The organism is Glycomyces harbinensis (assembly GCF_900101745.1).
GTDB classification, from domain to species: Bacteria; Actinomycetota; Actinomycetes; order Mycobacteriales; family Micromonosporaceae; genus Glycomyces; species Glycomyces harbinensis.
On the sequence record NZ_FNAD01000013.1, the window covers coordinates 156,775 to 176,524 of the forward strand.

Below are 19,750 nucleotides of genomic sequence, written 5' to 3' on the forward strand. Positions count from 1 at the left end.
GGCGATTGCCGAAGTCTCGTCGGCGCCTGCCGCCGCCGGGCGGGCCCTCATCCGAAGCCGCCGAGCACCCGCCCGGTCAGCCGAACTCGTTGAACGCGGGGGAGTAGGCGTAGGTCCCGCGCAAGGCGTCCCGCCAGGCGGTGAGGAGCCGGATCTGGAAGTACGCGCCCCAGTTCGGGTCGGGCGCCTCGACGCCGTGCTCGGCGGCGGGCCCGAACCCGAACCGGCCGTAGAGCTCCGGGCTGCCGAGGAGGACGATCGCCGGCTCGTTCCGGGCCTCGGCGGCGCCGATCGCCGCGTGCATGAGTGCCGATCCGATCCCCTTGCCGTGCAAGGCGGGGTCGACGCCGATCGGGCCGAGCCCGAGGACGCGCTCGCCCGCGAGGCGGCCGTACGTGGACACCACGTGGCCGACCGGCTTGCCGTCCGCCTCGGCCACGAGCGAGTACTCGGGTACCCAGTCGCCGCTGGTGCGCAGGGCGTCGACGAGGTCGGCCTCGTGGCCGGAGGAGTGTTCGGTGGTGGCGAAGGCGGCGTCGTGGATGGCGTGGATGAGCGGGGCGTCGCCCTCGGTCTCGCGTCGGATCACAGTCATCGCCCGAGTATCGGCGCACCGGTGCGTCACCGCAACGGAATTGCCCGGCCGCGGCACGCCGACGCGCTTGCGGGGGCCGCCTCCTGGGCGGCCCTCGCGCGAGCGGCGGATCCGCTATCGGACGGGAGCGGGCTCGCGGTCCCGAGGGGCGGCGTCCTTGGCGACCTTGAGCTGGAGCAGGCCGAGGACGATGACGCCCGCCGCCGTGGCGTAGTGCATGCCGAACGCCGCGGCGGCGCTGCCGCCGTGGACGAGGATGAGGGAGCCGTCGCCGATCGGGATGAGCGCGGTGGCGAGGAGCGCCCATCCGAGTGCGCGGCGTTCGCGGATCACCAGCAGGACCAGGAGCACGATCGCGGAACCCAGGTCGCGCGCTCCCTTGACGCTGAGGAAGTCGGCGGCGTCGCCGGTGGGCCAGTGGGCGAAGCCCATGCTCGGGGCGACCGCGGCGGGGGTGATGAGGTACTGGAGGCCGAAGGAGAAGACGAAGAGGATGCTCACGACGGTGAGGACGTCGGCGATGATGCGGCGGGCCATGGGGGACTCCTTGTTTGAGGGCGGCTAGAAAATCTAGCGTTGCTAGGAACATGAATGACGCTAACATAGCCTTGCTCGATTGTCTAGCGGTGCTAGGATTGTGATCATGGCTACCCAGCAGCGCCGCGAACGCGAACGCGCCCAACGCGAAACGCTCATCGTCAACGCCGCCCGCGACATGGCCGAGGCGGACGGCTGGTCCTCGGTGACCATCCGGCGACTCGCCGAGCGGATCGAGTACAGCCAGCCCGTCCTCTACAGCCACTTCGCCGGCCGGGGAGCGATCGTGGACGCGGTGGCCCTCCAGGGCATCGCCGAGCTCACCGAGGTCTTCAAGGCGGCGCGGGCCGGCGCCGAGCCGGGCGGGGAGCTCGCGGCCGTCGTGGGGGCCTACCTCGACTTCGCGACCGCCAACCCGGCCCTGTTCGAGGCGATCTTCACCCTCGCCGAGGGACTGCCGTTCGGGGTCGACGCCCCCGAGGTGCTCAAGGCCGCCTTCGCGGAGCTGTACGCGGTGTTCGCGCCGCTCGCCGGAGAACGCGACCCCGATGCCTTCACCGAGGTCGGCTGGGCCGCGATCCACGGCCTGGCCGTCCTGGGCAGCGGCGGCCGCCTGCGCCCGGACCTCCTGGAACAGCGCCTGGCGATCCTGGTGGGCCAGTTCGTCAAAGGCTGAAGGCGGCGCGCCCGCGTCCTCCTGTCACACTCCCCGCCGTCCGCGGGTCAGTACAGTTGACCGACATTTTCACGGAGGCGGGACCGATGAGCGACGAGTTCGACGACGAGTACCGGCAGGTGCGGCGCTTCGAGGCGCACCGCGACCACCTGCGGGCCGTCGCGTTCCGGATGCTCGGCAGCACCGGCGAGGCCGACGACGCCGTCCAGGAGGCCTGGATGCGCTTCGCCCGCACCGACACCGCCGACGTCGAGAACCTGCGCGGCTGGCTCACCACGGTCGTCTCCCGCATCTGCCTGAACCTGCTGCGCTCGCGCCGGACCCGCCGCGAGGAAGCCCTCGACGCCGACCTCCCGCTCTCCGCCGAACCGGGCGCCGGGGACGACCCCGAGGCGGCGGCGGTCATGGCCGACTCGGTCGGCCTCGCCCTCCAGGTCGTCCTCGACTCCCTCGGCCCCGCCGAGCGCCTCGCGTTCGTGCTCCACGACCTCTTCGGCGTGCCCTTCGACCGCATCGCCCCGATCCTCGACCGCACCCCCGAAGCCGCCCGCCAGCTCGCGAGCCGCGCCCGCCGCCGCGTCCGGTCGGGACGGCCCGCACCCGACGTGCGGCGCCAGAAGAGCGTGGTCGACGCGTTCCTCGCCGCCGCCCGTGAAGGCCGCTTCGAGGACCTGCTCGCCGTGCTCGACCCCGACATCGTCGTGGTCGCCGACGCGGCGGCGGTGGCGACCGGCTTCTCCGGCCGCGAGGTCATCGGCGCCGAGACCGTCGCCGCACTGTTCAACGGCCAAGCGCGGCAGGCGGTCGCGGTCCTCGTGGACGGCACGGCCGGCGCGATGTGGGCCCCCGGCGGCGACCCGCGCTCCGTGCTGGCCTTCACGGTGATCGACGGCAAGGTCGCCGGCATCGACATCGTGAACGACCCCGAGGCCATCGCCGCACTCGACCTGGTCGCGTTCGGCGACTGAACCGGCCCTCGGGCGGCCCGCCATCCTCGACGGACGTTCAGGGCGCGGCCGACCGCCCGATCCCGCCCGGCACCGCGGCGAACCGCCTCAGCCCCGCCCGCCCCGATCATCGAGCGCGCGGCCCAGCCGCTCCCCGAAGCCCTTGAGCCCCTGCCGAAACCGATCCGGCCCCTCGATCGCGAAATCGGCGTCCAGGAACGCGAGCGCCACCAGCGGCCACTCCCACGTCTCCAACCGCAGGCGAACCCTGGTGCGCCGCTCGCCCAGCGGCTCCACCTCGGCGTTGTCGAACCGGAACGCGTCCGCGACCGCGTCCGCCGGAGCCTCCACCGTGATCACCATCGCCTCGCGCGACCGGTTGATGCCGCTCGCGAGATAGTCGATCGCGGTGTCGGCGGGCACCGGCCGCGACGCGAAACGCGCCGTCGAGACCCGCAGCCCGCTCATGCGGTCGACCCGGAAGACCCGCCAGTCGCCACGGTCCACGTCCCAGCCCAGCAGGTACCAGCGCTCCAGATGGTGGGCCTGACGGTGCGGTTCGACCCGCCGCGACGTCACCGCACCGCCCTTGCGCTCATAGTCGAACACCACGACCTGCCGACTCCCGATCGCGTCCGCGAGCAGGCCCACGTCCGCCGCGCTGATGCTCGGCGCCGACTTCGGACCGGTCTCCAGACTGGTCCGCAACCGCGCGATCCGCGGACGCAGGCGCTTGGGCAGGAACTGCTCGAGCTTCCCGTAGGCACGGGTGGCCGCATCGTCCAGACTCCCCTCGTCGGCACTGCCTGCCGCCCCCAGCGCCGCCAGCCCGAGCAGCATCGCCATCGCCTCGTCGTCCTCCAGCATCAGCGGCGGCATCGTCCTGCCCGCCGCGAGCCGGTAATGGCCGCCCGGCCCCGGCCGCGTCTCGACCGGATAGCCGTGGCCGCGCAACCGGTCGACGTCCCGCCGCAGCGTGCGAGGGCTGACGCCGAGCCGAGCGGCGAGCTCCTCGCCGCTGAACGACCGCCCCGTCTGCAGCGTGGCCAGCAGCGACAGCATCCGCCCGGTGACATCCGACATGCCTCCAGTCTGCCGCCTGACGCGGTCAGAAAGCGGCCGCATCTGCGCATAGCGTCGGAGCCATGAACGAGCGAATGATCCGAATCCGCGGCGCCCGGTCCAACAACCTGCGGTCGGTGGACCTCGACCTGCCCCGCGGCAGCCTGACCGTGTTCGCGGGCGTGTCCGGCTCCGGCAAGTCCTCGCTGGTCTTCGACACGATCGCCGCCGAAGCCGGCCATCAACTCAACGAGACCTACCCGCCCTTCACGCGCAACCGCCTCCCGAAATGGACCCGGCCCGAGGCCGACGAGCTGTCCGGCCTGTCGCCGGTCGTCGTGATCGACCAGCGCCGCATCGGCGGCAACGCCAGGTCCACGGTCGGCACCCTCACCGACACCTGGACCTACCTGCGACTCCTGTACTCCCGCATCGGCACGCCGCACGTCGGCGAGTCCAACCGGTTCTCCTTCAACGACCCCGCCGGCATGTGCCCGAACTGCTCGGGCCTCGGCGAGGCGGTCGAGATCGACGTCGACCGCTTCCTCGACCCCGACCGGTCCCTCAGCGAAGGCGCGATCCTGCTGCCCGGCTTCGTCGGCGGCGGCTACTGGTTCGGCAAGATCGCCGACACTGGCAGCTTCCCGGTCGACACCCCGGTCAGGGACTGGACCGAGGACCGGCGAACGGCGCTGCTCCACGGCGGCGGGCCCGCCGCCCGCCTCGACCCGAGGCCGCCCGCGGACTTCGAGGCCCTCGTGCCGTGGTTCGAGCGGATCTACCTGCGCACCTCCGACGACCTCTCCGACCGCAAGCAGGCGGCCATCGACCAGTTCACGCGCTCCGGGACCTGCCCCGAATGCGGCGGCGACCGCCTCAACGCCGAAGCCCGCGCCGTCCGCGTGCTCGACCGCACCATCGGCGAGATGTCGCGCCTCGAAGTCGCCGAACTCGCCGACCTCGTGGACCAGGTCCGCGAACCCGAAGTGGCCCCCGTCGCGACCGCCCTCGGCGACCGGCTGCGGGCGATGACCGCGATCGGGCTCGGCTACCTCCACCTCGGCCGCGCCACCACCACCCTCTCGGGCGGCGAGTCGCAGCGGGTGAAGACCGTCAAGCACCTCGGCAGCAGCCTCGTAGAGCTCCTCTACGTGTTCGACGAGCCCACCGTCGGGCTCCACCCGCACGACGTCGACGCCATGACCGGCCTGCTCGAACGCCTGCGCGACAAGGGGAACACCGTGCTCGTGGTCGAACACGACCCCGCGGTGATGGCCATCGCCGACCAGATCGTGGAGATCGGCCCGGGCGCCGGAACGGACGGGGGACGAGTCGTGTTCCAGGGCCCGTTCGCAGACCTCAAGCGCGCGGACACGCCGACCGCGCTGGCGCTCGAGCGCCGGACTCCGGTCAACACCGTTCCGCGGGAGCGGAACGGCACCGTCACCGTCGAGAAGGCCGACCGCAACAACCTCCAGAACGTCACCGTCGCGATCCCGACCGGGGTGCTCACCGTGCTCACCGGCGTGGCCGGCTCGGGCAAGTCCAGCCTGGCCGCCGAACTGGTGGACCGGCACGGCGCGATAGTGGTCGACCAGCGGCCGGTCGGCGCCAACCGGCGCTCGACGCCGATCACGTACACCGGCATCGCCGCCCCGATCCGCAGGCTCTTCGCGAAGGCGAGCGGCCTGCCCGCCAAGTACTTCAGCGCCAACTCCGAAGGCGGCTGCCCCGACTGCGGCGGCCTCGGCGTGCGCTACACCGACCTGGCGTTCATGGACGGCCAGGAGACCGTGTGCGACACGTGCGGCGGCCGGCGGTTCACCGAGAGGGCCCTTCAGCACCGGGTCGACGGGCTCACCATCGCCGACGTGGACGAGCTGTCCGTCGCCGACGCGATCCACCGGCTCGAAGACCCCGCCATCCGCAAGGCGCTGCACGGCCTCGACCGCGTCGGGCTCGGCTACCTGCGGCTCGGGCAGCCGCTCACCACGCTCTCGGGCGGCGAGTGCCAGCGCGTCAAGATCGCCCGCGAGCTGCGCGAGGCCACGGAGGCGTCGCTGTACGTCTTCGACGAGCCCACGACCGGGCTCCACCTCAGCGACATCGACACGCTCGTCGGGGTGCTCGACCAGCTGGTGGAGCGCGGGCACACGGTGGTCGTCATCGAGCACAACCTCGACGTGATCCGCCGCGCGGACTGGGTGGTCGACCTCGGGCCCGGCGCCGGCCGGCACGGCGGCCGCGTGCTCTACGAGGGGCCCGTCGCCGGGATCGAAGGGACCGCCACCGCCAGGGCGCTCCAGACCGGTTGAGCCGGAACGAACCGTGCGCCGGCCGTCGAGACGGCCGGCGCACGGTCACCCCCGATGAGGCCCGCCCGCAAGGCGGACCCCTAGGGCTCGATCAGGACCTTCACGTCCCACGGGCCCAGTCGCAGCGTCTCGCCCGCCGCGTACTCGGTGTCGTCCAGCAGGTCCCGGACCGCCCCGGGAAGGGCGTACTCCGCCGGGTCCCAGGACCAGTTGTGCACGAACCGCGCCGTCCTGCCGTCGCCGGTGGTGCCGCTGGTCGCGGTCACGCTCGGGTTCGCGGGCCGCCACGCGTCCTCGGGCGCGACCCAGGTGAACAGGGCCTTTCCGAAGGCGCCGTTCGGGATCGTCCCGACATAGGTCACCCGGCCCCGGCCGTGAACCTTCGTCGCGGCGGCCGTGAACCTGCCGTAGTGCGGGTGCACGTACTCGGCCAGGGCCTCGGCCCCCTCCAGGTACACGCCGTCGGCCCACTTCACCGCGGCGGCCGCGTCGTCGAGCGCCAGCGGGGAGCCCTCGGCCGCCCGCAGCGGAACCTCGCCGGTGAGGTTGGCGAACTCCTCGTACCAGACCCCGGCGGCCTCGCGGAGCCTCGCGGGCTTGACGTCGAGGCGCGCCCGCGACTCCTCGTCGCCGTAGCCGGTGCGCGGGCCGAGGATGAGGTGCCCGCCCGCGGCCGCGTACTCGCCGAGCCAGTCCAGCAGCGCGTCGTCGGCCACGTACAGTCCAGCGGCGACCAGCACCGGGAACTGCGCTACCGCCTCGGCCGGGTCGCCGAGATGCTCGGTGTGGACGATCCGCGCCTGGAGTCCGGCGTCGAAGGCGCCCTGGTAGAACGGGCCGGTGATCGACTCGAACGAGTGGCGGTCCGGCCCGCCGTTCTCCGTCGCGATCGCCGGGTGGGCCGCCAGGCCCCATTCGCTCGGCTTGGAGTACAGCACCGCGACGTCGGCGCCGGGCGTCAGGCCGTCAAGGGCCGCACCGGCCTTGCGCAGTTCGGCGCCGAGACCGGCGAGTTCGCGGTAGGCCCGGCCCGGCTCCTGGCTGTGCGGCAGGATGCCGCCCCAGTAGGTCTCGGTGCCGAAGTGGAGCGTGTGCCAGTGCCAGTACTCGATCATCTTGGCGCCCCGCGAGATCAGCGCCCACGCGGCCTGGCGCCACTGGCCGTCGTATGCGGGATGGTTCTCCCAGGGCGAGCCGATGGCCTGCGCGTTCGTCTCGGTGACCAGGAACGGCTCCTGCCGGGAGGAGTACATCCGGTCGGCCGAGTGGTAGAGACTCCAAGTGCCCCTGGTGTTCCAGTCCAAGGCGGTCCCGTCCTGGCTCGGCAGGGCGAGGCCGTCCTGCATGCGGTAGTACGGGTTCCCTGCCGTCACGTCGAGGCGGGCGGTGAGCGCCCGGTCGTCGATGGCGGGCCGCGAGTAGGAGATGCACGTGGTCGTGAACTGGTCCTCGCGCGCGTATTCGCGGGCGATGTCGGCCTGCCAGCCGATGAAATCGTTGGTCAGCTCGGTCTGGAACCGGCGCCACGCCTGCTCGTACTGCGGCTGCGCGTTCCCGTCGGGCCGCCACAGGTCGGCCCAGGTCGACAGCCGGTGGGACCAGTAGACCAGGCCCCATTCGCGGTTGAGGGTCTCCACGTCGCCGTACTGGTGGCGCAGGTAGTCGGTGAACTGCTGGAACACGCCCTCGTTGTGGAAGATCTGGAGCCCGGGCTCGTTGTCGACCTGGTAGCCGATGACGGCCGGGTGGTCGGCGTAGCGGGCGAGGATCTTGCGGATGACGCGCTCGGCGTGGAACTTGAAGGCGGGGTGCGTGTAGTCGACCTCCTGGCGCCCGCCCCAGCCGATGGGCTCGCCGGTGCGGCGCTCGCCGGCGATCTCGGGGTACAGGCGGGTGAGCCACGGCGGGACGGCGTACGTCGGGGTGCCGACGATGACGCCGATGCCGCGCTCGTGCGCGCCGTCGAGGACCGGCTGCAGCCAGTCGAGGTCGAAGCGGCCGTTCTCGGGTTCCCAAGTGCTCCAGACGGATTCGCCGACGCGGATCACCGAGAACCCGGCCTCGACCATGAGGTCGAGGTCGGTCTTGAGCCGCTGGAGTCCGGCTTCGGTGTCGAGGCCGTCCTCGGCGGCGGGCTGGTACTCGTAGTAGTACGCGGCTCCGAACAGGATCGGGTTGGGCCAGTTGGTCATGCGTGGATTCCTTTGCAGTTGTCGCGGGAGTGGTGCGGTCCGGGCGCCTTCCTTGCGAGCCGCCCGGACCACGAGGTCACTGCTTGACGCTGCCGGAGACCAGGCCGGTCTGCCAGTAGCGCTGGAGCAGCAGGAACGCGAGGATCAGCGGCGCGATCGAGATGAGCGAGCCGGTGATCACCATCGGCACGAGGTCGCCGCTGGCGCCGCCGGAGGCCGAGGCCTGGCTCTGCCAGTTCGCGAGGCCGACGGTGATCGGGTACAGGTCGGGGTCGTTGAGCATGATCAGCGGCAGGAAGTAGTTGTTCCAGGTCTGGACCAGCATGAACAGCGTGACCGTGGCGATCGCCGGCGTGAGCAGGCGGCCGGTGACCTGGAAGAAGATCCTGAACTCGCCCGCGCCGTCGATCCGGCCGGCCTCGATGAGGCTGTCGGGGACGGCGCTGTCGGCGTAGATCCGCATGAAGTACAGCGCGAACGGGTGGCTCGCCATGGACGGCAGGATGATCGCCCACGGCGTGTCGACCAGGCCCGCCTGGCTGAACAGCAGGTAGGTCGGGATCGCCAGGGCGGTCGAGGGCACGGCCATCGCACCCAGGACGCCCATGAACATGGTCCGGTTGCCCCTGAACCTGTACTTGGCGAAGCCGTAGCCCCCGAGGGTCGCGAGGAACGCGCCGGCGGCGGCCGAGGCGACCGCGTACAGCAGCGTGTTGCCGAGCCATCGGGCGTACACGCCGTCCTCTTGCGAGAACGTGGCCTTGAGGTTGGCGATGAAGCTGTTGTCGCCGGAGAACCACAGGCCGAAGGTCGAGAAGAGGTCTCCGGTGCTCTTGGTGGAGGCCACGATCAGCCAGAACAGCGGTAGCAGGAAGTAGGCGGCGGCGACGATGAGCGCGATGGTGAGCAGTGTGCTGCGCCTGGCGCGCTTGCCTCTTCTCTTCTGGACGGTGGCGGCGCTCATGACCGGCTCCTGCGGTTGGTGACGAACATGAAGAGGTACGACCCGGCCATGATCACGAAGCCGAGCACGAAGGACACGGCGGCCGAGTAGTTGTACTCCTGGCCGACGAACGCGAGGTTGTAGGCGTAGAGATTGGGCGTGTACGAGGCGTCGATGACGTTGGGGGCCAGCGCCTTCATGAGGCTCGGCTCGTTGAACAGCTGGAAGCTGCCGATGACCGAGAAGATCAGGCAGAGCAGGAGGGCCGGTCGCAGCGACGGGATCTTGATGGACCAGGCGATGCGCCAGGGCCCGGCCCCGTCGACCGCGGCGGCCTCGTACAGCTCGGTCGGAACGGCGCGCAGGGCGGCGTACAGCAGGATCATGTTGTAGCCGGTGAACTCCCAGAACACGACGTTGGCGAGCGATCCGAGCATGAGGTCGGCGCCGAGGAAGTCCGGTGCGGTCGCACCGATCTTGTCGGCGAGCTGGGCGATGGGCCCGAAGTCGGGGCCGTACAGGTAGCCCCACATCAGCGCGGCGACGACGCTCGGCACGGCGTAGGGCAGGAAGATCCCCAGCCGGACCGTCTTCGCCAGGCGCAGCAGGCCCGAGTCGAGGGCGAGGGCGAAGAACAGCGCCATGGCGAGCATGATCGGGACCTGGATGAGGAAGAACAGCGCGACCCGGCCGAGGCCCTCGAACAGCAGCGGGTCGGTGAAGGCCCTGGCGTAGTTCTCGAAGCCGACGAAGACGCTGCCGCCCACCAGCTGTTCGCGGAAGAGGCTGAAGTAGGCCGCGTACGCGAGCGGCACCAGGAACATCGCCGTGAAGGCGATCATGAACGGGCCGACGAACAGGTACCCGGTCTTGGCGTAGCGCGGTCCCTTGCGGCCCTTGGCGCCGCGCCCGCGCTGCGGGGCGGTCGCGGTCGTCGTTTCGGCGCTCATGACTCCTCCACCGTGAATCCCTGGAGTTCGGCGTATTCGGTGACGCGCGACTGCCACTGGTCGAGGGCGCCGAGGGCGTCGCCGCCTTCGGCGATCGCGGTGCCGACGGTGTCGCTGTAGTCGGCGTAGACCTGGTCCTGGAACGGCGGCCACTGGAAGTCGGGTGAGACGGTGTCGCTGATCTGCGCGAACACCTCGTTGACCCTCTGGCCGCCGTAGAACTCCGGTTCCTGGCCGGTGAACGCGGGGTCCTCCAGCAGCGCCTTGGTGGGCGGGAACAGGAACTGCTCGGTGGCCATGGTCATGGTCGACTCGGGGTCGGTGTTGATGAACTGGGCGAAGACCGCGGCGGCGATGCGATTCTCGGAGACGGCGAAGACCGCGGACGTCGAGCCGCCCCAGTTGCCCGAGACGGCGTCGCCCGCCTCCCACTGCGGCATCGGGGCCGCCCGCCACTTGCCGCTGGTGGAGGCCGCGGTCGACTGGAGGAAGACCGGGCCCCAGGCGGCGGTGATCCACGTGGCGTACTTGCCGCGGTTGAGCGCCTGGTACCACTGGTCGCTGAAGTCGGGGTCGGTCGAGACCACGCCTTCGGCGGCCAGGCCGGACCAGTACTCGGTGACCCGCCGGGCTTGTTCGGAGGTGAGGTCGACGCGCAGGTCCTCGCCGGCGGACCCGCCGAAGGGGTCGCCGCCGGCCTGCCAGAGCGCGCCGGAGAAGAACGCCCCCTGGCTCGGCGCGAAGTTCGTCAGGTACACCTCGGGGTCGGCCTCGTGCAGGGCCCGGGCGGCCTCGGCGAACGCCTCCCACGTCTCGGGGACCGCGATGCCGTGCTCCTCGAAGATGTCGGCCCGGTAGAGCATGCCCATGGGACCGGTGTCCTGCGGGATGGCCCAGACCTCGCCGTCGACGCCGCTGACCTGCGCCCAGACCCATGCGACGAACTGGTCCTCGAGGTCGCCGGCGCCGTACGGGCGCAGGTCCAGGAGGTGGTCGGTGATGCTGAACGCCGGGACCATCTGGTATTCGAGCTGCGCCACGTCCGGTGCACCGCGCCCGGCGCGCAGCGCGGTGCGGAGCTTGGCGTAGTGCCCGGCGCCCTGGCCGGAGTTGGTGACGTCCACTTTGATGTCCGGGTAGGCCTCCTGGAACAGGGCGACCTGCTTCTCGATGCCGGGCACCCAGGTCCAGAAGTCGAGCTCGGTGGGCGTGTGCATGGCCTCGTCGATCTCGGCCTGGCTGACGTGGTCGGGCGCCGGCTCGGGTTCGCGGGCGCAGGCGCCGAACGCCAGCGGCCCGGCGATCGCCGCGGCGAGCCCCGTTCTGCGTCGTATGCGGGGATTCATCGTGCGTCCTTTCCTGGCTCTTCCTTGAGCCGGCTCGGGGACGGAGCGGTGGAGGCGCGGACCACCAGCGAAGGCCCGGTTGCGGGTGCCGGAGGGTCGGGCTCGGGCGCGTCGGTGGACGCGCCGGGGAGCCGCCGCAGGATCGTGCCGAGGGCGCGGATCGCGTCGGCCTCGAACCGCTGCCGGATCGTGGTCAGCGGCGGGGTCAGGTAGGCGGCGGCGGGGATGTCGTCGAAGCCGGTGACGCTCACCCGCTCCGGGACGGACCTGCCGGCCTCGGTGAAGGCCCGGACGAGACCGATGGCCATGTCGTCGTTCGCGCAGGCCACGGCCGTCACGTCCGGGTCGCGCACCAGCTGGAGGCCCGCGCGGTATCCGGAGGCGGGGGACCAGTCGCCCTGCAGCATCGGCGGCGGCTCGATGCCGCGCGCCTCGTGCGCGTCGCGCCAGCCCTGGGCGCGTTCCCTTGCGGCGTACCACTTCTCGGGCCCGGCGACATGCCAGACCCGGGCGTGTCCCAGGTCCAGGAGGTGTTCGGCGGCCTCGCGCCCGGCGATGCGGTTGAACTCGCCGGTGAGGAGGTTCTGCGCCTCGGGCACGCCCCGGGCCTGCCCGAGACTGTAGATCGGGACCTCGGTGTCGATCTCGACCGGCTCGTCCTCGTCGATGGGCTCGGAGATCACGATGGCGTCCACACCCTGCTGGAGCAGCCATTCGACCGCTTCGGCGATCGCGCCGGGCTGCCCTTCGAGGGTGTTGGCGACCATCACGGAGACGCCCGCGGACCGGGTGGCGCGCTCCATCGCCACCTGCAGCGACGCGGGGCCGTACAGCGCGGTGCCGAGCGAGACCACGCCGATGCGCCGGAAGCGCCCGGTGATGAGCGCCCGCGCGGCCGTGTTCGGCCTGAACCCCAGTTCGCGGGCGGCCCGCAGGACCTTCTCGCGCACGTCGTCGGAGACGTAGCGCTCGTTGTTGACCACTCGCGACACGGTCTTCTGCGACACCCCGGCGAGGCGCGCGACGTCGGTCATGCCGGGCGGCCGCCGTCGCTGCGGGGTCTCACCGAAGGGGGACGAGGGGGGCATACGGGCTCCTGCCGAAGTCTGACTACGTTGTCATGTGCAACGTAGGCCACACTGCAAGCCTTGTCAAGCCGCCCGGTTCGGGCGGTTTCGGAAAGGTTCCTACGAGATCGAGTCGGCCTACCGGTCGATCCCGAACGGCCGCGCCGCCGCTTCCGCGTCGACCGGCGCCTCCGCCCGCGACTCCTCGGCGAGCTCACTCAACCGCAGCGGCACCGCGATCGGGCGCTTCGCGAACGCCGCCGGATCGTCCAGGCCCGCCAGCTCGGCCGCGTTCCTGCCGCAGATCCGGCCCTGGCACAGGCCCAGCCCGGCCCCGCTCACCAGCTTCAGCGGGCCGGCGGCGCCCACGTCCCGCTCGTCCACCGCGCGGTACAGCGCCCGCTTGGCGACCTCCTCGCATCGGCACACGACGGTGTCGTCCCGCAGCCAGTCCTGCCAGCCCGAACGCACCGGGTACGCCGCCGCCAGGGCCCGCGCGAACCGCCGCCCCGCACGCACCCGTGACATCGCCCGCAGCGGCGCCTCCACCACGGCCCCGAGCCGCTTCGCCGCCGCGAAGCCCGCGACCGCGCCTTCGGCGGCCGCCAGGTCCGCGCCGCCGATGCCGGTCAGCTCGCCCGCGGCGAACACGCCGTCCACCGAGGTGCCCTGCGCCGCGTCCACCGCCACGAAACCGTCCTCGAGGCGGCACCGGGCCGCCAGCGCCAACTCCAGCTGCGGCGTGAACCCGAACCCGACCGCCACCGCATCGGCCTCGACGCGCCGCTCGGTCCCGGGCACCGGACTCCAGTCCCGGTCGAGCCGGGCCACCGTCACGGACTCGACCGACTCGGCGCCGTGCGCGGCGAGCACCGCCGTCCGCGACCGGTACGGCACCCCGTGGCGCGCCAGCACTCCCGCGTACCGCGCCAGCTCACCGGCCTTCGACCAGCCCGCCATCGCACCGGTCGGCCGCGAGAGCCAGCCGGTCACCGCGGCGTTCGCCTCGGCCACCTCCACCACGCGGGCGCCGACGCCGACGAGCGAGGACGCGACCGGCAGCAGGAACGGGCCGGTCCCGCCGACCACCACCCGGTCGCCGACCGCGACCCCCTGGCCCTTCGCGAGCGCCTGCGCCGCACCGGCGGTGAACACCCCCGGCAGGTCCCAGCCCGGGAACGGCAGCGCGCGGTCATAGGCGCCCGTGGCGAGTACGAGCGCCCGCGTCGCGAACACCCGGCCCTCGCGCGAGGGGTCGTCGGCGAGTCCCACGCGCACGTGGACCCGGTGGCCGCCGTCGACGGCCTCGACCGCCCACGCCGACGCGTCCGGCACGTGCTCGACGTTCTCGGGCGACGTCCATCGACGGTCCGCGTGCGCCGCCGAAGGCGCGAGGCGGTCCTCCGAGGACAGGCCGTCCTGCCGGTGGTACTGCCCGCCGAGCTTCGGCGCGGCGTCGATCAGGACCACCTCGACCCCGCGCGAGGCCGCCGCCTCCGCCGCGGCCATCCCCGCCGGGCCGCCGCCGACGACCACCACGCGGCTCATGACGGCAGCTCCGCGCCGCGCTGCGGCCGGATGTCGTCCCCGTCGGCCACCAGGCGCTGGCAGGCCCGCACGTCGGGCACCCCGTTGACCCGCACCAGGCAGTCGAAGCAGACCCCGATGCCGCAGAACAGGCCCCGCGGCCGGCCTTCGGCGCGCGTGGTCCGCCAGGACCGGACCCCGTTCGCGATCAGCACGCCGGCGACGGTCTGGCCCGGCCGGGCCTCGACCTCCCGGCCGTCCCACGTCACCCGCACGTCCGCTCCTGCGCTCACCGCTCCACCGCCGATCCGACGATGACCGCCGGGCGGTCCACCCGGAACGGCATCGCGTCCAGTTCCGGTTCGCGCCCGCACATCAAGTCCGCCAGCAGCCTTCCGGTGGCCGGCGCCAGTCCGATCCCCGCGCCCTCGTGCCCGGTCGCGTGCCACAGGCCCGGGGTCCGCGGGTCCTCGCCGATCACCGGCAGGTGGTCGGGCGTGTAGGGTCGGAACCCGCCGTAGGCCCGCATCACCGGCACTCCCGACAGGACCGGGAACAGCGCGATCGCGCTGCGCGCCAACCGCTGCAGCACCTCGACCTCCAGTGCGTCGTCGAATCCGACGCGCCGGCGGCTGGACCCGATCAGGACGGTGCCCGTGGCGGTCGACTCGACCACCGGCGACACCTGGAGGTCCACGGCGCCGCTCGCGACCGCCGCCACATAGTCGGCGGCGTACACCTTGCGGCGCACCACCGGCGGCAGCGGCGCGGTCACCAGGACCATGCCGCGGCGCGGCAGCACCTCGACCGGTGCCCCCGCGGCCACGCTGAGATGCCCGGCCCAGGGGCCGCACGCGTTGACGACAGCGCCGCACGGGATCGCGTCGCCGTCCACGCGCACGCCGCAGACCGCGCCGCCGGGGTCGTAGACCACGCCGTGCGCCTCGACGCCGCCGCGCACTTCGCCGCCGCGGGCGCGCACGGCCGCCAGGAGCGCCATCGCGGCCAGCACCGGCTGCAACTGGGCGTCCTCGGGATAGTGGGCCGCCGCCTCGACGCGCTCGGTCAGGTGCGGCTCCATGTCACGGGCGGCCGCGGCGTCCAGGTCGACCGCCTCGATCCCGGCCGCGCGCTGCGCCCGCGTCAGCGCGGCCAGCGGACCGACCGCTTCGGGCTCGGTCGCGACCATCAGGCCGCCCTTGGGCTCCCACTCGACGCGGGCGAGCTCGTCCCCGAGCTCCTCGCGGAGCGAGTCGATGAGGTCCGGCCAGCGGCGCCGGGACGCGACCGCCAGGTCGAGCTCGGGCCCGGGGCCCTTGTCCGACACCAGCACGTTGCCCTCTCCGGAGGCGGTGGTAGCCGCGGCGGGCGCGCCGCGGTCGAGCACCAGCACCCGCAGTCCGGCGGCGCTGAGCGCCTCGGCGCAGGCGGCGCCGATGATCCCGGCCCCGACGACGACCACGTCGGCAGACTCGATCCGTCCCACCCGCCCCTCTGAACTCGGCACGATCAGAGAGTATGCCCGATTTCGGAGGTCTTACACGGAGACTGGCGCAGGCGCCGCCCGGGCAATGTCCGTGCCGCTCCCGCATGGTGAGGACATGCGGGACCCACCGGTGCCGCTCGGCCAGGGCCTCCGGCTACCGCGAAGGACCCCGCCGCCCGCCCGCCGGGTCAGCGCATGACGATCGCGACGGGGAACACGCCGCTGCGCAGCACCGCCAGCAGCTCGTACGAGCCCTTGCCGGTGCACCGCTCGCCGAGCACGTCGAGCACGTCGGCCCCGGGCTCGCCGCCGAGCACCGCGATGAGCGCGTCGAGGTGCTCGGGCGCCACGGTGTGGAACGTCTCGGCCTCGTCGGCGCCGATCACCGCTTCCAGCGCCGGGTCGATGTCGTGGCCGTCGACGTGGAGCGCGCCCGCCGCGTCCACGTACGCCCACAGCCAGTGCCGCTGGCCGGGGCCCTTCTCGGACCGCAGCGTGATCCGCCGGATGTCGTTGCCCATGACCCATGCGACCACGCCCGGCGGCCCGACCGCGACCCGGGGCCCCACGGCCGTTCAGCCGCGCCTCGGCGGGGTGCCGAAGACCGGGCGGTACTCGGCGAACTCGGTGGTGAACAGCGCCAGCCCCTCGGTGATGCCCGGGAGGCGGCGCTCCAGGCCGTGGACCGCCTCGGTCGGCATGAAGCCGGAGACGTACCCGGTCGTCTCGGTCGAGAACTGGCCCTTGATGTCCGAGCGGGCCTCGCCGAGCGCCTTCAGGACCGCGTTGCCCGTCCCGGCCGGGAACTCCACGTCGAAGCGGTTGACCGGCTCGCACACCGTCGTGCCCGCCTCCTTGAGCATCTCGTCGAGCAGGAACTTCGTGACCTCGCGGAAGTCGCCAGCGGTGCTCGCCCGTCCGATGTAGCCGGTGGCGGTCAGGTACACGCGGCAATCCCTCACGGCCCAGCCGAAGACGCCGCGCCGCAGCACCTCGTGGACGGTCTCCTCCACGGCGTTGCGCAGCGCCCGCGTCAGCGAGCCGCGCTCGACCTCCAGCCCGTACGCCAGGCCCGAACCCGGCTCGCCGGGCTCCAGCCGCAGCCCCACGGTCGCCAGGTGCGGGGTCTGCTGCCACGGCCCCATCTCGTGCAGCGCCGAGACGACCGCGTTCGGACGCTCGATGTGGATCGCCCGCGTCTCCTCGAACGCGACGCCGATCCCGAACTCCTCCAACAGGAGCGAGGCCACGACCTCCTTCTGGACCTCCCCGTAGAGGCGGATCGCCATCTCCTCGGACAACTCGTCCAAGTGCGGGTCGACCAGCGGATCGCGTTCGGCCAGGCTCAGCAGGGCCCGGTTCAGGGGGACGCGGTCGGCCGGCCGCGCCGGGCGCACCGTCGTCTCCAGCGTCGGCGGCGTGAAGAACCCGCCGGCCGCCAGCTCGTCGGGCGAGCCGATCGCGTCGCCGATGCGCACGTCGACCAGGCCCCGCACCTTCGCGATGCTCCCCGGCTCGGCGACCGCGGTCACGGTCGACGTGCCGGTCGCGAACACCTCGACCCCGGTCACCTTGCCCTCGAACGACTCCACCACGCCGCGCTCGCCCCGGCGGAACACCGCCAGGTGCTCGCGCGGAGCGATCCGGCCGCCGCGCAGGCGGATATAGGCGACCTTCTGGCCCGCCGCCCCGTGCTCCACTTTGAACACCGTCCCGCGCGGCTCCCCGTGCACGTCGCGGACGGGCGCGGGCAGGTACCGGCGGACGCCCTCGGTCAGCGCCGCGACCCCCGCGCCGGTCACCGCCGACCCGAAGTACACCGGGTGCGCCCGGCCCGAGCGCACCTGCGCGGCGAGCTCGCCGTCGCAGTCGAGCGACTCGGGGCGTTCGACGTACTCGGCCAGGAAGTCGTCCGACCCCTCGGTCAGCATCTCCACGGCCCGCTCGGTGAACTCGGGCCGCGCGAACGAGAACGCCTCGACCGACGCCGCCTTCGTCCCGATCGCGCGCACCGCGCCCATCGGCAGCAGCCGCGGACTCAGCTTCGCGGCCAGGTCCTCGAGCAGGTCCGCCTCGCGGGCGCCGCGGCGGTCGACCTTGTTGACGAACAGGAGCGTCGGCACGCCGAGCCGCTCCAGCGTGCGGAACAGGACCCGCGTCTGGGCCTGGACGCCCTCGACGGCCGAGACGACCAGCACCGCGCCGTCGAGCACCCGCAGCGCCCGCTCCACCTCGGCGATGAAGTCGGTGTGCCCGGGCGTGTCGATGAGATTGACCGTGAGGCCGCCCAAGCGGAACGCGACGACCGCCGACTGGATGGTGATCCCTCGGCGCCGCTCCAGGTCCATGGAGTCGGTCTGCGTGCTGCCGGAGTCGACGCTGCCGACGTGGTCGATGATCCCCGCGTCGAACAGCAGCCGTTCGGTCAGGCTGGTCTTACCGGCGTCGACATGGGCGAGAATCCCTAGATTGAGATACGACATTGACAGTCCTCAGAGGCGAGATCGGCTGGTTTCGGATGAAGCACTCCGAAGTTCGGCGCATGGCGATCTCCCTTTCCGGGCAGGACTGACACGTCGATCCGACGATGCGCACGACGGTAGGGGCCCCGGCGGGACCGCGCAACCGAATTTCGGCCGCGCACCGGCGCGATAGCATCCGCGGTATGGGCACGAGTGAGGGAACCTTCCAGCAGGCCTTGACGGCCGCCGACGTGGACGCCGCCAACGACCTGACCCGGCGCTGGCTCGCCGCCCGCGCCGAAGTCCCGGCCGCCGCCTCCGGCCTCGGCGTCTGGCCGCTCCTGGCCGTCCTCGCCACCGGCGCGGCGGCCGCGACCCGGGACGAGCTCCTCGCCGCCGCCGCGCTCGACGCCGACCGCGCCGCCACCGTCCCCGCCTCCCTCCTGGCCGCGGCCAGGGACGCTCCGGCGATCAGTCTCGCCCTCGCCGTCTGGGCCGGCGAGCGCGTCACCCTCGACCCCGAATGGGTCGCGGGCCTGCCCGTGGACGCGGTCGGCTCGCTCACCGGCGACCCCGCCGCGGACAAGGCCGCCCTCGACGCCTGGGCCTCACGCAACACCCAGGGCCTCATCGAGCGGATGCCCCTCGACTTCACCCAGCCCATCGACCTCGTCCTGGCCAGCGCCCTCGCCGTGCGCACCACCTGGACCACCCCGTTCGCCGACCACAGCCGCGCCTTCGCGACCGGCCCCTGGTCGGGTCTCGGCCGCTGCCGGACCCTCAACGCCGTGCTCCACGACGACGTGCTGCGCGTCGCCGACCACGCCTCCGTCCTCACTGTGCGCGGCGACGGCGACATCGACGTCCTCCTCGGCCTCGGCCGCGACGACCTCCCGCCCCACGCGGTCATGGACGCCCTCCTCGACGCCAACGACCCCGCCTGGGGCCGCTCGGCGACCGAGCTGTCCATAGGGGACCGCGCCGTGGGCGTCCAGGTCGCCCAGTACATGGGCACGCGGCCCCAGGCCGGACCCGAGATCGACGTCCAGGCCGTCCGCTTCAAACTCGACGCCGACCTCGACCTCAGCGAGGACGCCGCCGCACTCGGCCTGGAACTCGCCGCCGACGAGCAGCGCGCCCGCTTCGACCGCCTCGCGGCCGAACCGGTCTACGTCAGCCAGGCCCGCCAGACCTGCACGGCCGAGTTCAGCGCCACCGGCTTCGAGGCCGCCGCGGTCACCGCGATCGCGATGGCCCGCGCCGCCGGCCTCCCGAAGCGCGACCACCGCCGCGTCAAGACCTCCGTCGCGTTCGACCGGCCCTTCGCCTACCTCGCCAGGCACCGCCCGACCGGCCTCGTGCTCGTCGCCGGCTGGGTCGCCGAACCCGAACGGGTCTAGTGCGTGTTCGGGAATCCCGGGCGGTCGCTGTCCGGTCCGCTCGCCGCGTTGTCGGCCCTCCGAATACAACACCGGTATTCGGAGGGCCTTCCGCCTTGCGAGCGAACGAACGGCCCCGGATACCGCCTCACCGGGGATTCCCGAACATGCCCTAGCCTTGATTTTTAACCTTTGGTGCTGGTCAGGTGCTGTTCTCGCTCTCTCATGGTTTTTTCGCGTTTGGCTTTCTTGCCCGGGTCGCGGAT

The 19,750-nt window shown here is 72.5% G+C and carries 17 protein-coding genes; 4 read left to right on the forward strand and 13 right to left on the reverse strand.

Annotation, left to right across the window (positions count from 1 at the left end; all coding sequences use genetic code 11):
• Positions 1-76: 76 nt before the first annotated feature.
• On the reverse strand, positions 77-595 hold the full coding sequence (locus tag BLQ63_RS19830) for a GNAT family N-acetyltransferase (protein ID WP_091039165.1): 519 nt from the start codon (positions 593-595) through the stop codon (positions 77-79).
• A 114-nt stretch (positions 596-709) separates the two neighbouring features.
• Entirely contained in the window at positions 710-1,132 is a 423-nt protein-coding gene (locus BLQ63_RS19835) for a DUF4267 domain-containing protein (RefSeq protein ID WP_091039167.1), read from the reverse strand.
• A 106-nt stretch (positions 1,133-1,238) separates the two neighbouring features.
• Here BLQ63_RS19835 and BLQ63_RS19840 point away from each other — a divergent pair, with 106 nt between their 5' ends.
• Both BLQ63_RS19840 and BLQ63_RS19845 read left to right on the forward strand, forming a co-directional pair.
• Complete coding sequence (locus tag BLQ63_RS19840) at positions 1,239-1,808, forward strand: TetR/AcrR family transcriptional regulator (RefSeq protein WP_091039170.1); 570 nt, start codon at positions 1,239-1,241, stop codon at positions 1,806-1,808.
• Between the two features lie 86 nt (positions 1,809-1,894).
• Positions 1,895-2,776 carry a sigma-70 family RNA polymerase sigma factor gene (locus BLQ63_RS19845; RefSeq protein ID WP_091039172.1) on the forward strand — a complete coding sequence of 294 codons (882 nt, stop codon included), beginning with the start codon at positions 1,895-1,897 and terminating at the stop codon, positions 2,774-2,776.
• A gap of 87 nt (positions 2,777-2,863) precedes the next feature.
• Here the strand turns inward: BLQ63_RS19845 and BLQ63_RS19850 are convergent, their stop codons facing one another.
• Complete coding sequence (locus tag BLQ63_RS19850) at positions 2,864-3,838, reverse strand: helix-turn-helix transcriptional regulator (RefSeq protein WP_091039176.1); 975 nt, start codon at positions 3,836-3,838, stop codon at positions 2,864-2,866.
• A 62-nt stretch (positions 3,839-3,900) separates the two neighbouring features.
• Between BLQ63_RS19850 and BLQ63_RS19855 the strand changes: the two genes are divergently transcribed.
• On the forward strand, positions 3,901-6,132 hold the full coding sequence (locus tag BLQ63_RS19855) for an ATP-binding cassette domain-containing protein (RefSeq protein WP_091039178.1): 2,232 nt from the start codon (positions 3,901-3,903) through the stop codon (positions 6,130-6,132).
• 80 nt (positions 6,133-6,212) lie between these two features.
• Here the strand turns inward: BLQ63_RS19855 and BLQ63_RS19860 are convergent, their stop codons facing one another.
• The 10 genes from BLQ63_RS19860 to BLQ63_RS19905 form a co-directional block, all read right to left on the reverse strand.
• Positions 6,213-8,324 (reverse strand): beta-galactosidase, encoded by a 2,112-nt coding sequence (locus BLQ63_RS19860; protein ID WP_091039180.1) that lies wholly within the window; start codon positions 8,322-8,324, stop codon positions 6,213-6,215.
• Between the two features lie 76 nt (positions 8,325-8,400).
• On the reverse strand, positions 8,401-9,288 hold the full coding sequence (locus tag BLQ63_RS19865; protein ID WP_091039182.1) for a carbohydrate ABC transporter permease: 888 nt from the start codon (positions 9,286-9,288) through the stop codon (positions 8,401-8,403).
• Positions 9,285-10,217 (reverse strand): carbohydrate ABC transporter permease, encoded by a 933-nt coding sequence (locus BLQ63_RS19870; RefSeq protein ID WP_091039185.1) that lies wholly within the window; start codon positions 10,215-10,217, stop codon positions 9,285-9,287. The genes BLQ63_RS19865 and BLQ63_RS19870 overlap by 4 nt, the downstream gene beginning before the upstream one ends.
• Positions 10,214-11,563, reverse strand: a complete 1,350-nt coding sequence (locus BLQ63_RS19875) for an ABC transporter substrate-binding protein (protein WP_091039187.1) — start codon at positions 11,561-11,563, stop codon at positions 10,214-10,216. The genes BLQ63_RS19870 and BLQ63_RS19875 overlap by 4 nt, the downstream gene beginning before the upstream one ends.
• Positions 11,560-12,651 carry a LacI family DNA-binding transcriptional regulator gene (locus tag BLQ63_RS19880; protein ID WP_218125366.1) on the reverse strand — a complete coding sequence of 364 codons (1,092 nt, stop codon included), beginning with the start codon at positions 12,649-12,651 and terminating at the stop codon, positions 11,560-11,562. The genes BLQ63_RS19875 and BLQ63_RS19880 overlap by 4 nt, the downstream gene beginning before the upstream one ends.
• A gap of 117 nt (positions 12,652-12,768) precedes the next feature.
• A complete protein-coding gene (locus tag BLQ63_RS29680) occupies positions 12,769-14,178 on the reverse strand; it encodes an NAD(P)/FAD-dependent oxidoreductase (protein ID WP_091039192.1) in 1,410 nt (469 codons plus the stop codon).
• The gene (locus BLQ63_RS19890; RefSeq protein ID WP_091039195.1) at positions 14,175-14,432 is read right to left on the reverse strand and encodes a (2Fe-2S)-binding protein; all 258 of its coding nucleotides are present in this window, start codon (positions 14,430-14,432) and stop codon (positions 14,175-14,177) included. Before BLQ63_RS19890 ends, BLQ63_RS29680 begins: the two co-directional genes overlap by 4 nt.
• A 14-nt stretch (positions 14,433-14,446) precedes the next feature.
• Positions 14,447-15,664 carry an NAD(P)/FAD-dependent oxidoreductase gene (locus BLQ63_RS19895; protein ID WP_245681024.1) on the reverse strand — a complete coding sequence of 406 codons (1,218 nt, stop codon included), beginning with the start codon at positions 15,662-15,664 and terminating at the stop codon, positions 14,447-14,449.
• A 167-nt stretch (positions 15,665-15,831) separates the two neighbouring features.
• Positions 15,832-16,164, reverse strand: coding sequence for a hypothetical protein (locus BLQ63_RS19900; RefSeq protein ID WP_143015001.1), 333 nt, complete (start codon positions 16,162-16,164; stop codon positions 15,832-15,834).
• Positions 16,165-16,218: 54 nt separating this feature from the next.
• Positions 16,219-18,126, reverse strand: coding sequence for an elongation factor G (locus BLQ63_RS19905; protein WP_091039199.1), 1,908 nt, complete (start codon positions 18,124-18,126; stop codon positions 16,219-16,221).
• A gap of 182 nt (positions 18,127-18,308) precedes the next feature.
• Here BLQ63_RS19905 and BLQ63_RS19910 point away from each other — a divergent pair, with 182 nt between their 5' ends.
• Positions 18,309-19,505: a serpin family protein gene (locus BLQ63_RS19910; protein WP_177155022.1), complete on the forward strand. Its 1,197-nt coding sequence runs from the start codon at positions 18,309-18,311 to the stop codon at positions 19,503-19,505.
• Positions 19,506-19,750: the final 245 nt, after the last annotated feature.

What these genes read in the sequence shown, in the direction of transcription:
- BLQ63_RS19830 (WP_091039165.1), bottom strand. Translation starts at nt 595, where the DNA reads ATGACTGTGATCCGACGCGAGACCGAGGGCGACGCCCCGCTCATCCAC.
- BLQ63_RS19905 (WP_091039199.1), bottom strand. Translation starts at nt 18,126, where the DNA reads ATGTCGTATCTCAATCTAGGGATTCTCGCCCATGTCGACGCCGGTAAG.
- BLQ63_RS19850 (WP_091039176.1), bottom strand. Translation starts at nt 3,838, where the DNA reads ATGTCGGATGTCACCGGGCGGATGCTGTCGCTGCTGGCCACGCTGCAG.
- BLQ63_RS19910 (WP_177155022.1), top strand. Translation starts at nt 18,309, where the DNA reads ATGGGCACGAGTGAGGGAACCTTCCAGCAGGCCTTGACGGCCGCCGAC.
- BLQ63_RS19835 (WP_091039167.1), bottom strand. Translation starts at nt 1,132, where the DNA reads ATGGCCCGCCGCATCATCGCCGACGTCCTCACCGTCGTGAGCATCCTC.
- BLQ63_RS19855 (WP_091039178.1), top strand. Translation starts at nt 3,901, where the DNA reads ATGAACGAGCGAATGATCCGAATCCGCGGCGCCCGGTCCAACAACCTG.
- BLQ63_RS19840 (WP_091039170.1), top strand. Translation starts at nt 1,239, where the DNA reads ATGGCTACCCAGCAGCGCCGCGAACGCGAACGCGCCCAACGCGAAACG.
- BLQ63_RS19845 (WP_091039172.1), top strand. Translation starts at nt 1,895, where the DNA reads ATGAGCGACGAGTTCGACGACGAGTACCGGCAGGTGCGGCGCTTCGAG.
- BLQ63_RS19875 (WP_091039187.1), bottom strand. Translation starts at nt 11,563, where the DNA reads ATGAATCCCCGCATACGACGCAGAACGGGGCTCGCCGCGGCGATCGCC.
- BLQ63_RS19865 (WP_091039182.1), bottom strand. Translation starts at nt 9,288, where the DNA reads ATGAGCGCCGCCACCGTCCAGAAGAGAAGAGGCAAGCGCGCCAGGCGC.
- BLQ63_RS19860 (WP_091039180.1), bottom strand. Translation starts at nt 8,324, where the DNA reads ATGACCAACTGGCCCAACCCGATCCTGTTCGGAGCCGCGTACTACTAC.
- BLQ63_RS19870 (WP_091039185.1), bottom strand. Translation starts at nt 10,217, where the DNA reads ATGAGCGCCGAAACGACGACCGCGACCGCCCCGCAGCGCGGGCGCGGC.
- BLQ63_RS29680 (WP_091039192.1), bottom strand. Translation starts at nt 14,178, where the DNA reads ATGAGCCGCGTGGTGGTCGTCGGCGGCGGCCCGGCGGGGATGGCCGCG.
- BLQ63_RS19900 (WP_143015001.1), bottom strand. Translation starts at nt 16,164, where the DNA reads ATGGGCAACGACATCCGGCGGATCACGCTGCGGTCCGAGAAGGGCCCC.
- BLQ63_RS19880 (WP_218125366.1), bottom strand. Translation starts at nt 12,651, where the DNA reads ATGCCCCCCTCGTCCCCCTTCGGTGAGACCCCGCAGCGACGGCGGCCG.